This window comes from Lentzea sp. HUAS TT2 (genome assembly GCF_051853195.1).
In the GTDB taxonomy this organism is placed as follows: Bacteria; Actinomycetota; Actinomycetes; order Mycobacteriales; family Pseudonocardiaceae; genus Lentzea.
On the sequence record NZ_CP196667.1, the window covers coordinates 2,110,677 to 2,124,768 of the forward strand.

Genomic DNA, 14,092 nt, shown 5'->3' on the forward strand with positions numbered 1-14,092 from the left:
GGTCAGCGGATCGCGCGGATCGCGTCCGGGATCGCCGCCATCAACCCGGACGCGGGCAGCGGTGCGCCGTCGGCACCCAACTCGGCGGCCAGCACGTGCAGGTAGGCGCCGCGACCCGCCGCCAGGAACGGGTCCATCCCGCTCGCGAGCAGCGCGCCGATGATTCCGGACAGCACGTCGCCCGATCCCGCCGTCGCGGGCCACGACGACGTCGCCGAGTTGACCAGGGCCCGTCCGTCCGGCGCCGCCACGACCGTTCGATGGCCCTTGAGCAGCACCACGGCGTTGAAGCGCTGGGCGGCTTTCCTCGCTGCCGCAACACGATCCGTGCCGACGGGACCGGCCAGGCGGGCGAACTCGCGGTCGTGCGGGGTCAGCACGAGGGCCGCGTCGGGATCACGGGCGTCCCAGAGCGACGGGGTCGAGGCGAGCAGCGTGATGGCGTCCGCGTCGGCGATCACCGGGACACCGGCGTCCAGCACGAACCGCAGCACCTCGGCGGACGAGGTGCCCGTGCCCATGCCGGGGCCGACGACCCAGGCCTGGACGCGGCCGGCGTCGGTGATCGAACCGGTGCAGATCGTCTCCGGCCAGCGGGCGCGGATCGCGTCGGCGGCCGGACCGGCGTAGCGGACCATGCCGGACGTCGCCAGCACCGCGGCACCGGTGGAAAGCACTGCGGCGCCTGGATAAGTCGCGCTGCCGGCCGCCACCCCCGTGACGCCCTGGGTGTACTTGTCGTCGGACGGGCCCGGCACCGGCCAGACGACGTCCGCCCGGTCCAGCAGCACGAAGTCGGGATCCACCGGGCGCAGGCCGATGTCGACCAGGTGCACCTCGCCGCAGTCTGCCAGCGCGTGCACCGGCTTCAAGCAGCCGAACGTGACGGTGGTGTGCGCTTGTACGTGGGGCCCGGAGATCTCACCGGTGTCCGGGTCGATGCCGGACGGCAGGTCCACGGCCAGGATCGGTGCGGAGACCGAGGAGACCAGCGCGGCGGCGGCAGGGCGCAACGGGCCGCGCGCGGACAGGCCGACGATGCCGTCGATGACGAGGTCTGGAGAGCCGACCTCGTCGACGATCCGGCCGCCTGCCCTGCGGAAGGCCCGAAGACCTTCGGCGTGGGCCTTGGCAGGGTTGAGCAGCACCGCGGACACCGCGACCCCGCGCCGGCGCAGGAAGTAGCCGGCCCACAGGGCGTCGCCGCCGTTGTTGCCCGCACCCACGAGCAATGTGACGCGGCGACGTCCGGAAAGAAGCCTGAGGGCGTGGGTGGCCACACCGAACGCGGCCTTGCGCATCAACGAGCCCGGCGGGACGACCGCCATGAGCTCCTCTTCAGCGGACTTGACGCGTTCGGTGTGCCAGACGCCTCTCACTCACTCGACGGTAACGGACTTCGCCAGGTTGCGAGGCTTGTCCACGTCGTAGCCGCGGGCGGACGCGATCTCGGCCGCGAGGATCTGCAGCGGCACCGTCGAGATGAGCGGCTGCAGCAGCGTCGGAACGGCCGGGATCTCGATCAGGTGGTCGGCGAACGGGCGCACCGTCTCGTCGCCCTCCTCCGCGATCACGATCGTGCGGGCGCCGCGGGCCTGGATCTCGCTGATGTTCGACACCAGCTTCGAGTGCAGGACGGCACGGCCCTTCGGCGACGGCATGACCACGACGACCGGGAGGTTCTCCTCGATCAACGCGATCGGGCCGTGCTTGAGCTCACCCGCCGCGAAGCCCTCGGCGTGCATGTAGGCGAGCTCCTTGAGCTTGAGCGCGCCCTCCAGGGCCACCGGGTAGCCGACGTGACGGCCGAGGAACAACACCGCCTTCGAGTCGGCCAGCTCACGGCCCAGTGCACGGACCTGGTCGGCCGTGCCGAGCACGCGCTGCACGGCGTCGGGCATGGCCTCCAGCTCGTGGAACTCGCGGGCGACCTCGTCCGGGTACTTGGTGCCGCGCGCCTGCGCCAGGGCCAGGCCCACCAGGTAGTTCGCGGCGATCTGGGCGAGGAACGCCTTCGTCGACGCGACACCGATCTCCGGGCCGGCGTGTGTGTAGAGCACGGCGTCGGACTCGCGCGGGATCTGCGCGCCGTTCGTGTTGCACACGGCCAGAACGCGGGCCTTCTGCGCACGGGCGTGGCGCACGGCCTCCAGCGTGTCCGCGGTCTCGCCGGACTGCGACACGGCGACGACGAGCGTGTCGCGGTCGAGCACCGGGTCGCGGTAGCGGAACTCGGAGGCCAGCTCGACCTCGACGGGCAGGCGGGTCCAGTGCTCGATCGCGTACTTCGCGACGAGACCCGAGTGGTAGGCGGAGCCGCAGGCGATGACGAAGACCTTGTCGACGTCACGCAGGTCCTGGTCGGACAGACGCTGCTCGTCGAGGACGATCCGGCCGTTCGCGAAGTGGCCGCGCAGCGTGTTCGCCAGCGCCTCCGGCTGCTCCTCGATCTCCTTGAGCATGAAGTACTCGTGGCCGCCCTTCTCGGCGGCGCTGAGGTCCCAGTTGACCGTGAACGGCTTGGCCTCGGCGACCTCGCCGTCGAAGTCGGTGACCTCGTAACCGTCGCGGGTCAGCACGACCATCTGGTCCTGGCCCAGCTCGACGGCTTCCTTGGTGTGCGCGATGAACGCGGCCACGTCGCTCGCGACGAAGTACTCGTTCTCGCCGACACCGACGACCAGCGGCGAGTTGCGGCGCGCGGCGACGACCTGGTCGGGCTCGTCGGCGTGCGTGATCACGAGCGTGAACGCGCCCTCGAGCCTGCGCGCGACCTTGCGCACGCTGGCAGGCAGGTCACCCTTCGTGTCGCCGTCCGCGTAGGCGAACGCCACGAGGTGCGCGACCGTCTCGGTGTCCGTGTCGGACGCCATCTCGACGCCGAGGCCTTCGAGCTCGGCGCGCAGCGCGAGGAAGTTCTCGATGATGCCGTTGTGCACCACGGCGACGCGGCTGGTGGCGTCGCGGTGCGGGTGCGAGTTCTTGTCGACCGGCGCGCCGTGCGTCGCCCACCGCGTGTGGCCCATGCCGACGGTGCCCACGAAGTTGTCGCGGCCCACCTCGTCGAGCCTCGTCTCCAGGTTCTGCAGCCGTCCGGCCTTGCGTTCGACGGCGAGGTCATCGCCCGTCACGACCGCGACACCCGCCGAGTCGTAACCCCGGTACTCGAGGCGCCTCAGCCCGTCCAGCACGACGTCGAGCGCCGACTGGTGACCCACGTATCCCACGATTCCGCACACGGAAAACAGACTAGCTAGACCACGCCACTAACCCTAATGAGTGAGGGGCCTGTGTTTGCGCAGGTCACACCGCCATGTGGTGTAGACCAATCTCGGATGTGGTGTGCGCGACAGGATCGACTACGGTTCACCACATGGCTCGCCGCGTGATCACGCTGACCGCGAAACAGGCCCTTGAGCAGCTCAGCAGGCCCGGCCCGCATCCCGTGCTGCGCGGCGACCTCGCGCTCGTCGGCCTGCCGGGCGTGATCTTCACGCCCCAGTCCGGCCTGGGTCTGCCCGCCGTCGCGTTCGGACACGGCTGGATGCAGCCCGTACGCCGCTATCACGGCCTTTTGCGGCACCTGGCGTCGTGGGGCGTGGTCGCCGCGGCACCGGCCGTGGAGCGCGGCCCGCTGCTGTCGTCACGGGTGCTGGCGGCGAACCTGCTGACCACTTTGGACCTCTCCACCGGCGTGCGGCTCGGCACCGGGGAGATCAGCGTCGACCCCTCACGCCTGGCACTCGCCGGGCACTCGATGGGGGGCGGCGCTGCCGTGCTGGCGGCGTCCGGGTCGGACCGGATCCGGGCCGTTGTGACTTTGGCCGCAACGGAGACGCGGCCCTCCGCGCTGGACGCGGCGCGGGACGTCCGCGCGCCCGGACTGCACCTCGCGGCAGGCGAGGACCGCATCGCACCGCCGGTCGGGCACGCCGAGGCGATCGCCCAGGCGTGGGGCGGGCCCGTGCAGCTGCGGTTGCTGCCCAAGGCCTCGCACCTCGGGTTCACCGAGGGCAGGCACTGGAGCGAGCTCATGCTGGACGGCCACGGTGAGCGTGGCTCGCAGAAGCTCGGCCGTGCGTTCGTGACGGCGTTCCTGTTGCGGGTGCTGACCGGGGACCGGACCTACGACGACCTGCTCGACAGCGACCTCAAGACCGCGAACCTGATCTTCCAACGAGAGGCCCTGCCTCAGCGCTAGACCGCACGCGGGGACCTTTCGTACTCACTTGCAGTACGAAAGGTCCCCGCGTGCGGTCTGTAAGCGGGGGGAGGTCCGGGTCAGCTGAGCCAGGTCTGGCCGCTCAGGTCGTCATCGTCGTCCACCGGCGCCGGGCGGCGCGGGCGGGTGGGCGGAGGTGGTGGCGCGACCGGCTGCACGGGCGGGGGCGGTGGAGCGGACGCCTGCGGTGCGTAGCCGCCGTCGTCGTCCTCCGGGCCGAACGCCATCTCGCCCGTCCCGCGGTCGGGACGTTCCCACTGCGGCTTGCGCGGCGGCTCGCCCTGCTTGCCGAGGTTCTCGGCGCTCGCCTGTGCGGCGGCGAGGTCGCGCTTGTGCTTCTCCTCGCGCGCCTCGATGTCCGCGGCCACCTTGTCCTGGCCCGCCTTGAGCTCGGCCGAGACCTCGGCGGTGGCGCGGCGCGTCCTGGCGAGGTTGTCGTCGAACAGCGCCTGGACGCGCGGGTCCACTTCCCCGATCATCGCCATGGGTTGGCGGCCTCTCCTCGGTCGTCGCCCAGCGTGGTCTGCATGGCGCTCAGCGGGTTGTTGTTGTCATCGTCGAACAACGTGCCCGTCGTGCGCCACTGGCTGGCCCCGCGCTCGGAGTCGCCGCCCTGCTGACCACCGGCACCGGCTCCGGCGCCACCGCCCATCATGCCGCCGCCACCCATCATGCCGCCGGAGGTCGCACCGCTCGGTGCCTGACCCTGGGCGTCCTGCAGGGACGGCAGGTTCGCGGAACCCGGCTGGCCGGCCTCGGACGGGTTCGTGTTGAACGAACCGCCGTTGCTGTCGCTCGAGTTCGGGCTGCTCCACGCGCTGTCGGCGTTCGAGCCGCCGAGCACGGACTCGCTGCCGCCGCCCGCGCCGCCGGTGAACGAGACGCCGGAGGTCGACGTGCTGTCCGAGGCCTGGGCGAACTGCGGGCTGCCCTCCGCGGAGATCCTGGGCTCGCCGAGGCTCGGCATGATGCCGTTGTCCTCGATGTAGCTGCGCGCCATCGAGTCCTGGAAGCGCTCGGCCACGTTCGGCGCGGACTCGCCCGGCGGGCTCCAGACCTGCTCACCGGCGGGTGCCGGCATCGTCTGGAAGTCAGCCTCGGCCGGCAGCGTCCTGATGACGTCCTCCGCCGGCTGCGGGAAGTCCGCCTCCGGCGTGCGCAGGCCGTCCTCGAGCCTGCCGCCGTCGGCGCCGCCACCACCGGGACCGGACTCGGAACCAGGGGTCTGCGCGGCGGGGTTCTCGTCCTCGCCGAAGCCCACGCCGATCTTGTCGGGCGTGCCGTCGCCGTTGTCCGCGGTCAGGTTGATCTCGCCGGTCTCGGTGTTGACCTCGGCGGTGAAGTTGACGCCGTCCTGCTCGATGTGGATCTTGCCGTCCTCGCCCACCTCGACGGGGATCGGGTTCGACTCCGAGCCGAGCGGGCCTGCCGTCGGGGCCGCGCCGCCGCCGGGTGCCGGCGTGCCACCGGTCGCGCCGGGGGCCGCTGCGCCCGCCGTCGGGTTCGAGCCGGTGAGCGTGTTGGCCATGGCGGTGATGGCCTGCGTGCCGTTCTGCCCCATCAGGGCCTTCGCGGCCTCGGGGTTCTTGCTGAAGTCCAGGTCGTAGGTCTTCGGCTCGCCCTTCGGCGTGTCGATCGTCATCTTCACGTGCCCGTTCGAGTCGGGCTCCGTGACCTTGATCGTGTTGTCGCCCGCCGTGACCGTGACGGTCTCGAGCTCCTCCTCCGGCTTGGGCTGGTCCGGCTTGCCGTCGCCGTCGAGGTCGTCTGGCTTGCCATCGCCGTCGGTGTCACCGGGAACGTCCGGCTTGCCGTCGCCGTCCTTGTCGAGCGGGTTCTCCGGCTTCGGGATCTCCGGCGTGCCACCGCCGCCGCCACCGCTGGGGCTGCCGCCACCACCGCCGCCGTTCGGGCTGCCACCGCCACCGCCGCCGTTGTTGACGGGCTTGCGGTCACCGCCCTGCTCCGCGAACGGGGGCGGGTCGCCGACCTGCTGGAACGGGTCGTTGCCGAACGCGGCCTCGAGGCCCTTGAACATCGCGTCGTAGTCGCCCTGGACACCGGTCTGCACGGCCTGGCAGTAGCCGTCGAAGGCCTTCTTCTTGTTGTCGAACTCCTCGCAGAGCGCCTTCAGCTTCGCCTTGGCGTCGTTGATGATGTTGTCGCGGGTGCTCGAGATCCAGCTGCCCCAGCCCAGGCCGGCGAGCATGCCGAGCGGACCGCCGCAGATCGCACCGGTCACGGCGCCGAAGATCGGGCCGGGCACGCCGACGAGCCAGTCGAGGACGCCGCCGTCGTTCTCGTAGAGGTCGCCGTTCGCGTGGCGGATCGCGGTCTCGGCCTCCTCGACCGTGAGACCGCCGCACTTCTCCGAGTACTGGTCGTGGATCTGCTGCGCGAACTCCTTGACGTGCTTCTGCATGTTGGTCACGCCGCCGGTGATCGCACCGGGGGCCGTGCCCGACGTCTGCACGAACTGCTTCGAGGTCGACGCGAACTTGTCGTGGTAGCCGCGCGCGGCCTGCGCCGCGGGGCCCTCCCACGAACCGAGACCGTTCCAGGCGGAACCCAGCGCGTTGTCGTGCGCCTCCGCCTTCTTCACGTTCTCGGTGATCTTGTGCGCGTCCTCGCGGAACTTCGCGAAGTCGATGTCGCGGACCTCGTCGTACTTGCGGTAGATGTCGCCCTGGAGGTTCGGGGCGGCACCCTGGTGACCGCAGGCCTGCGCGGCCTTGGTGTAGACGGGGATGAACTTCTCGAAGAACCTGAGGCCGGGGGCGCCCGCGTCGAGCAGCGTGTTGCTGTTCGGGACGTCACCCTGCTCGTTCAGGACCTTCTGGGTGGAGCCGAGCTCGCGTTCCTCGCCCGCCTTCTTGACGAGGTCGTCCGCGTCCTCGCCCTCCATGGTGAAGGCGGCGTGCTGGCCTTCCTTGCGGATGTTGTTGGCCTCGCTGATGCCCAGCGTCAACGGCGCCAGGACGGTGCCGACGATGTGGTCACCCACACTCGGGTCGTCCGGGACCTCGACGCCGTTCGCCTTGCCGTAGCGCTCGACCTCTTCCTGGGGAGCGCCGGCGCCGGCGAGGGCGCGCACGAGCTGCTTCTTGGTCTCCGGCGTGACGTTCGGGTCGTCGAGGAGCTTCTTGATCTCGGTCTGATCCGCCACGACTCGTTACCCCTTGAACTGGCTCGAGGTCTGCGCCTCGTTCGACTCGTACGTCTTGGCGACGTCCTTCAGGCGCGTGGCGATGCCGGTCGCCTCTTTGCCGAACTTCTCCAGGCTCGTGCCGAACTTGTCGAAGTGCGTCTTGTAGGTGGCGGCTACGGCCTGGAACTTGCGGCCGACCTGCCCGGCCCCCACACCCGGCACGATCGAGGGCTTCATCTGGACCAGTGCTGATCCCTCTGCCTCGTACGTCCCCGCCGTCTTGGTCAAATCGCCGGACTGTACGCCGAACCCAGACATTCGCTCGCCTCCCCTTGTCCCCGATCTGACGCAATTCGGCCTCATCGGGTTCCGCCATACAGTGCCAGCTCGGATCACTCGGTGACCGGAGCTCCACGATGTCGGTTGCCTTAGTAAACAGCCATTCGGCGCAAGACGCCGATGATCACCACTTGATCGGGTGGTGGCGGGTCACCGGCCACCGGGCGCGGGCGGCCGCTGGCCGGGCGGAGGCTGCTGCGGCGGGTACCCGGGAGACGGGTACGGCTGCTGCTGGGGAAATCCCTGCGGCGGGAGAGGCTGCTGCGGGTACGGCTGCTGCGGGTAGCCGTGACCAGGAGGGAACGGGGGCTGGGCGACGGGTTTGCGCTTCGTCGTCGCGACGACGGCGACGACGACCGCGGTCACACCTCCCAGCAGCACCAGGAGTACGAGCAACATCAGCATGGTCATCCCCAGCCCCCAACCGTCCTCAGTGCACCGAGGAAACCACACTCGCGAGGCGCTGCGCGGCGGACTGGGCCTGTTCGTGGCTCGTGGCCTCGACCATCACCCGCACGAGCTGCTCGGTGCCGGACGGGCGCAGCAGCACGCGGCCGGTGTCGCCGAGCTCGGCCTCGACGGCGGCGACGGCCTCGCTGACCGTGGCGGCCTTGGCGACGGCGGCCTTGTCGGTGACCTTCACGTTGATCAGGACCTGCGGCAGGCGGCGCATGACGGACGCGAGGTCGGCGAGCGACTTGCCGGTCTCGGCCATGCGGGCCATCAGACGCAGCGCGGTCAGCAGACCGTCGCCGGTGGTGGCGTGCGCGGGCAGCACGACGTGGCCCGACTGCTCACCGCCGAGCGAGTACCCGCCGGCCTTGAGGTCCTGCAGCACGTAGCGGTCCCCGACCGCGGTGGTGCGCAGCTGGATCTTGGACTCGCGCATGGCGATGTGCAGGCCGAGGTTGCTCATCACCGTGGCGACGAGCGTGTCCTCGAACAGCTCACCCGCGTCGCGCATGGCGAGCGCGAGGACCGCGAGGATCTGGTCGCCGTCGACCGGGTTGCCCTCGGCGTCCACGGCGAGGCAGCGGTCGGCGTCACCGTCGTGCGCGATGCCGAGGTCGGCACCGTGCTCGCGGACGGCCGCGGCGACGACCTCGATGTGGGTGGAACCACAGCCGGCGTTGATGTTCAGGCCGTCCGGGTTCGCGTTGATCGCGATCACCTCGGCCCCCGCGCGGCGGTACGCGTCCGGTGCGGCCACCGACGCGGCACCGTTCGCGCAGTCCACCACGACCTTGAGGCCGTCGAGGCGGTGCGGTGTGACCTTGAGCAGGTGCTCGACGTACTGGGTCTCGGCGTCGGGAACGTCACGCACCCGGCCGATCGCGGCACCGGTCGGCCGGTCGAAACCGGTGCCCATGTGCTGCTCGATCTCGTCCTCGACCGCGTCGGGCAGCTTGTGGCCACCGGCGGCGAAGAGCTTGATCCCGTTGTCCGGCATCGCGTTGTGCGAGGCGGAGATCATCACGCCGATGTCGGCGCCGAGCGCGGCGACCAGGTACGCGACGGCGGGTGTGGGCAGGGCGCCGACGCGCAGCACGTCCGCACCGGCCGAGGTGAGGCCCGCGGTGACGGCGGCGTCGAGCATCTCGCTGCTCGCCCTGGGATCGCGGCCGACGACGGCGACGGGGCGGTGGGTGCGGTCGTGCTCGGCGAGCACCCGTGCCGCCGCGGCGGCAACGGACATCGCGAGCTCGGGGGTGAGATCGGCGTTGGCGAGACCGCGTACTCCGTCGGTGCCGAACAGGCGGGCCATGGAACCTCCGAACTGGACACTGCGAGGCGGCGGGGACTGACCCGGAGAAACCCGGAAAACACTGCGGGAGCAGCAGTTCGAAGTGAACTGCTGCTCCCGCAGGTACAGCTGGTGCGCACTCGGGGTGCGGGGTGTCCCCGCAGTCACCGGGTTGGAGCAGTGGTCTGACGAAGCAGACACAGCGCACCCAGCGACGAACCCGTCAGCGCTTGGAGTACTGAGGCGCCTTGCGGGCCTTCTTCAGACCGTACTTCTTGCGCTCCTTGACCCGCGGGTCACGAGTGAGGAAGCCGGCCTTCTTGAGGACCGGGCGGTCCTCGGAGTCGACGGCGATCAGCGCACGCGCGATGGCGAGACGCAGCGCACCGGCCTGGCCGGTGATGCCGCCACCGTGCAGGTTGGCGATCACGTCGAACGTCTCGGGCTTCTCCGTGGTGACGAGCGGCTCCTTGATGAGCTGCTGGTGCACCTTGTTCGGGAAGTAGGTCTCGAGGGTCTTGCCGTTCAGCGTGAACTTGCCGGTGCCGGGCACGAGGCGGACGCGGACGACGGCCTCCTTGCGGCGGCCGACGGTCTGCGCGAGGTGCGCGGCGCCGTTCAGCGAGGGCGCGACCACCGGCGCGGAGGTCTCCTCGACCTCGGCCTCGTCGGCGTCAGCCTCGGCGACGACCTCGGCCTGGTCGGCCTCGGGTGCCTCATCGGCCTCAGGAGCGTCGACGACCTCGGCCTCGACAACCTCGGCCTCGACCTCGGGGGTCTCGACCTCAGGGGTCTCGTTCTCAGGGGTGGTCACAGGAACTTCCTCGGTGTACTCGTCGCTCACTGGGCGATCTTCTTGATCTCGAAGGCCTGCGGCTGCTGCGCCTCGTGCGGGTGGCTCGGGCCTGCGTAGACCTTGAGCTTGTTCGCGATCTGACGGCCCAGGCGGTTCTTGGGCAGCATGCCCTTGATCGCCTTCTCCACCAGGCGGTCCGGACGGGTGTCCAGGACCTCGCCGAAGGACTGCTTGCGCAGACCGCCGGGGAAGCCGGAGTGGCGGTACTGGAACGCCTGGTCGCGCTTCGCGCCGGTCAGAGCGACCTTGTCAGCGTTGATGATGACAACGAAGTCACCAGTGTCAACGTGAGGCGCATAAGTCGGCTTGTGCTTGCCGCGCAGCAGCGTCGCGGCCTGGGTGGCGAGCCGGCCGAGCACCACGTCCTGGGCGTCGATCACGTGCCAGGTGCGGGTCACCTCACCGGGCTTCGGGCTGTACGTGCGCACGGATCTACCTCGTCGTCACTTGCGTCTGGGGTCACTGCGGCGGTTGCCCCAGACCGATCTTGGACGAACCAAGCGGTGGTTCCGAGACAGGCGCGGCACATAGGGGTGCCAGCTACCGCACAACAACGTCAGAAGATACCGGATGGGTGGCTCCGGGACCAAAACGGCCCCTCCGAAGGCACCTCGGGATGGACGTACGCGAGCCCCGGACCACGTGGTTCCGGGGCTCGCGAAGGTCTAGCTGAGACCGGGCTGGGTTACCAGCGGCCCGTGTTCGCCTTCTCAGCGGCCTCGTAGGCCTCGCCGGCCTGGCCGACGGCGGTACCGATGGCGGCGAGCACCTTCTGCAGGTCGGCGGCGGCGTCGTCCCACTGCTTCTGCGCGGCCTGGTAGGCCTCGGCGGCTGCACCCTCGTAGCCCTGGAGGGTCTTGACGACCTCGGCGCGGAGCTCGTCCAGCTGGCTGTCGACCTGCGTGGCCGAGCTGCTGATCGTGCTGGACGCCTGCGCGATCTCGGCGAACGTGACCTGAAGAACCATTTTCATCTCCCCTTGAATGTCGAGAAAGTTCAGAAAGTCTTGCGGAACTGCGAGAACGTCAGCGGTGCGGCAGATCAGCTGCCGAGGCGCGCGCCGATGCCGGAGATGGAGGACTTGTTGTCCTCTTCCTGGCGGGCGTAGACGTCCGCGGAGCTCGCGATCGACTCGGCGATCGTGTTGAGCGCCTGGGACACCTTGCGGGCGTCCTCGTTGTAGCGCTCCATCAGCGTCCTGAAGGCGACGGCCGAGTCACCCTTCCAGGAGGCGCCGACCTGGTCGACAGCGGCGGCCACCTGGCGAAGGGTGCCCTGCGTCGACTCGTCGACCGCGATGATCCGCTTGGCCAGGGCGTCGAGCTCGGCTGCAGTAACGGTCAATGCCATTGGGAGATCCCCCTTCAGAGAACTTCAGGTTGCGTACTTCTTGGTTCGTACGCCTCTTCCGACGAGGACCCTGCCACGTCGGTTCCGTTCTGTCGCGACTTCTTTGGAAGTAGTTGCGCTAGTAAACGGCCACGGGTGAAACCAGGAGTCAGTAGAGGATTCGCGACTGCGAAAAGTCCTCGTCATCGTCACTCACACGGGGAAGCTGGCCACTCGGACCGGCGACGGCGACAGAACCGAGAGTCACCCGTTCCGTCTCAACTGGAACGGGCGCGGTGAGCTCGGCGGCCTCCGGCACCTGTTCGACTGCCAGCCCGCGGTCGGCGCGGAACCCCGTGGCGGCCTCCCTGACGTCGGCCGAGGTGGCCCGGGCCCCGGGCTCGACCTTGCGCTCGCGCGCCTGCGCGGCGAGGTCACGCGTGCGTTCCCGCAGCTTGGCGTTGCGTTCACCGATCTCACCCGACGCGCGGCGGGCGCGGGTGACCGCTGCTCCGACCTCGGCGCGGAACCGGGCGAGGACCTCGGTGGCGGACATCGGCGACTCCCCTGACGTTGCTGAACTACTTGATGACCAGCGTGCGGACGATCTGCTCGCACGCGGCGCGGACCTGGGCCTTCGCGCCCTCCGTCGCCTGGCAGCCCACGCTCACCTGAGCCTTCCCGGCGAACTGGATGTACCACTCGACCTCGGTCGCTTCGACCACTTCGCGATAGTGAACAACAGACTTCCCCGCGAATGTGGTGGTGTCGGAGAAGTCGGCGACCTTGTCGCCTTTCTCCTTGCGTTGCTCATAGGTGCTCTTCAACTCGCTCAACGCACGAGGGCGATCTGAGTCACTGTTGTACTTAAGAGTTTGCTCCTGCACAGCAATGCGCGCTTCCGGTTGTTTGCTATCGGAATTCACGCGCTCAATCGGTTGCAAAAGCACCTGCCGGTCAACGGGAGCGCCACCTGTCTGCTCCCAGCCGTCCGGCAGCGCGAAGCTGTAGTCGTAGACGGCGATCCGGTCGACCGGCGGGTTCGGCTGCTGCGGCGCGTCCTTGGCCTTGAACCAGAAGTAGCCGCCCACGCCGGCCGCCGCGAGCACCACCACGACACCGATCGCGACGAACAGCGGCGTTTTGCTCTTCTTGCGCGGAGGCGGAGCCGAGGCCTGAGGGAACGCGGCGGGGAAGTGCCCGGACGGCGGGGGCGTGATCCGGCGGGTGATCTTGCGGGTGGTCTCGTCGCCGACCCGGAGGTTGTGAGTGACCTCACCCGACGGGCCCTTCTGCTGCGCGACGCCGCCGGTCCGTTCCGGATCGAGGCTGACGGCCCGCAGCGCGCCGCGGGCCACCACCGTCTCCGGCTGGTCGATGCTCGTCGGCACCACGCGGATCTGCTCGTGCACCATGCGCGCGACGAGCGGGATCCGGCTCGACCCGCCGACCAGGAACACCCCGGCCAGCTGGTGGGGCTGCAGGCCGGCGTCGCGGACGGCGGCGGCGGCCAGCGCGGCCGCCCTGCTCAGCGGCGCGGTGATCAGCTGTTCCAGGTCCGACCGCGTGACGTGCGCGTCGGGGAACGGCGGCGGCATCGGCACGTCGGTGTAGGCGTGCCGGGACAACGTCTCCTTGGCCCCGCGCACGTCCTGCCGCAGCACCCGCCGCTTGCGCCGGTCGGCCATCTCCCTGCCCTCGACGAGCTGCCGCCACGCCTCGGGGTCCTTGGCCGAGACCAGGCTTCCGACGTGCTCCAGCAACGCCTGGTCGACATCCGCGCCGCCGAAGCTCGGATCTCCCTTGGCGGACAGCACCCGGAAGCTCTTGCCCGCACGCGCCACCACGCTGGCGTCGACGGTGCCGCCGCCGAGGTCGAGCACGGCGAGCGCGGCACCGTCGGGAATGGAGTGGCTCGCGGAGTGGAAGACGGCGGCGGCGACGGGTTCGGGCACCAGCACCAGTTCGCGGCCGAGCCCGCGTGCTGCTTGAAGAAGAACGCGCGTGCGGACCGTGCCCCAGTCCGCGGGGTGGGTGAGCACGAGAAGGTCGACAGGAGCCCCGCCACCAACGCGCCGTGCCTCGCCCACGGCCCGTGCCAGCACCGCGCGCACAACGTCCACAACGGGCAGCACGGTGCTGCCGAGCAGCAACTCCCCTTCGTCGACGCGGCGCTTCGGGTGCGGCTCGTAGCGCGCGGGGTCGACCGCCGCCTGGCGTTCGGCCTCCTGACCGACGAACAACGTGCCGTCGGCGGCGGCGAACACGGCGGACGGCACCAGCGGCTGGCCGTCGAACACGACGACCTGCGGCTCCCGCCCGTGCGCGGAGATCGCCACGCAGGTGCTCGACGTGCCGAAGTCGACCGCGACGTGCAGGCTCATGCACCTTCCCCTCTTCCGCGCACATGCTTACCCGATGCGACTGACGTGGACGACACGGATGACGAAGGTC

At 70.0% G+C, this 14,092-nt stretch carries 14 protein-coding genes; 1 reads left to right on the top strand and 13 read right to left on the bottom strand.

All coding sequences use genetic code 11. From position 1 onward, the window contains the following. Positions 1 to 2: 2 nt before the first annotated feature. Complete coding sequence (locus ACSHWB_RS10375) at positions 3 to 1,379, bottom strand: NAD(P)H-hydrate dehydratase (protein WP_439661864.1); 1,377 nt, start codon at positions 1,377 to 1,379, stop codon at positions 3 to 5. After that, a complete protein-coding gene (gene glmS, locus ACSHWB_RS10380; RefSeq protein WP_439661865.1) occupies positions 1,380 to 3,239 on the bottom strand; it encodes a glutamine--fructose-6-phosphate transaminase (isomerizing) in 1,860 nt (619 codons plus the stop codon). 134 nt (positions 3,240 to 3,373) lie between these two features. Between glmS and ACSHWB_RS10385 the strand changes: the two genes are divergently transcribed. Beyond that, positions 3,374 to 4,201: a dienelactone hydrolase family protein gene (locus ACSHWB_RS10385; protein WP_439661866.1), complete on the top strand. Its 828-nt coding sequence runs from the start codon at positions 3,374 to 3,376 to the stop codon at positions 4,199 to 4,201. 80 nt (positions 4,202 to 4,281) lie between these two features. Here the strand turns inward: ACSHWB_RS10385 and ACSHWB_RS10390 are convergent, their stop codons facing one another. The 11 genes from ACSHWB_RS10390 to ACSHWB_RS10440 all read right to left on the bottom strand — a co-directional run bounded on the left by ACSHWB_RS10390 (position 4,282) and on the right by ACSHWB_RS10440 (position 14,022). Further along, on the bottom strand, positions 4,282 to 4,707 hold the full coding sequence (locus ACSHWB_RS10390; protein WP_439661867.1) for a hypothetical protein: 426 nt from the start codon (positions 4,705 to 4,707) through the stop codon (positions 4,282 to 4,284). Further along, entirely contained in the window at positions 4,698 to 7,388 is a 2,691-nt protein-coding gene (locus ACSHWB_RS10395) for a hypothetical protein (RefSeq protein ID WP_439661868.1), read from the bottom strand. Before ACSHWB_RS10395 ends, ACSHWB_RS10390 begins: the two co-directional genes overlap by 10 nt. Positions 7,389 to 7,394: 6 nt before the next feature. Continuing rightward, positions 7,395 to 7,658 (bottom strand): hypothetical protein, encoded by a 264-nt coding sequence (locus ACSHWB_RS10400; protein ID WP_439661869.1) that lies wholly within the window; start codon positions 7,656 to 7,658, stop codon positions 7,395 to 7,397. A 201-nt stretch (positions 7,659 to 7,859) separates the two neighbouring features. Next, entirely contained in the window at positions 7,860 to 8,120 is a 261-nt protein-coding gene (locus ACSHWB_RS10405) for a hypothetical protein (protein WP_439661870.1), read from the bottom strand. 19 nt (positions 8,121 to 8,139) lie between these two features. Next, the gene (gene glmM, locus ACSHWB_RS10410; protein WP_439661871.1) at positions 8,140 to 9,474 is read right to left on the bottom strand and encodes a phosphoglucosamine mutase; all 1,335 of its coding nucleotides are present in this window, start codon (positions 9,472 to 9,474) and stop codon (positions 8,140 to 8,142) included. A 202-nt stretch (positions 9,475 to 9,676) separates the two neighbouring features. Then, complete coding sequence (gene rpsI / locus ACSHWB_RS10415) at positions 9,677 to 10,267, bottom strand: 30S ribosomal protein S9 (protein WP_439661872.1); 591 nt, start codon at positions 10,265 to 10,267, stop codon at positions 9,677 to 9,679. Positions 10,268 to 10,293: 26 nt separating this feature from the next. Then, complete coding sequence (rplM, locus tag ACSHWB_RS10420; protein WP_189160352.1) at positions 10,294 to 10,737, bottom strand: 50S ribosomal protein L13; 444 nt, start codon at positions 10,735 to 10,737, stop codon at positions 10,294 to 10,296. Between the two features lie 257 nt (positions 10,738 to 10,994). Continuing rightward, positions 10,995 to 11,276, bottom strand: a complete 282-nt coding sequence (locus tag ACSHWB_RS10425) for a WXG100 family type VII secretion target (protein ID WP_439661873.1) — start codon at positions 11,274 to 11,276, stop codon at positions 10,995 to 10,997. A 74-nt stretch (positions 11,277 to 11,350) separates the two neighbouring features. Continuing rightward, positions 11,351 to 11,659, bottom strand: coding sequence for a WXG100 family type VII secretion target (locus tag ACSHWB_RS10430; protein ID WP_439661874.1), 309 nt, complete (start codon positions 11,657 to 11,659; stop codon positions 11,351 to 11,353). Positions 11,660 to 11,807: 148 nt separating this feature from the next. Then, positions 11,808 to 12,194 (bottom strand): hypothetical protein, encoded by a 387-nt coding sequence (locus tag ACSHWB_RS10435; RefSeq protein ID WP_439661875.1) that lies wholly within the window; start codon positions 12,192 to 12,194, stop codon positions 11,808 to 11,810. A 25-nt stretch (positions 12,195 to 12,219) separates the two neighbouring features. Further along, positions 12,220 to 14,022 carry a type VII secretion-associated protein gene (locus tag ACSHWB_RS10440; protein WP_439661876.1) on the bottom strand — a complete coding sequence of 601 codons (1,803 nt, stop codon included), beginning with the start codon at positions 14,020 to 14,022 and terminating at the stop codon, positions 12,220 to 12,222. Positions 14,023 to 14,092 lie beyond the last annotated feature (70 nt).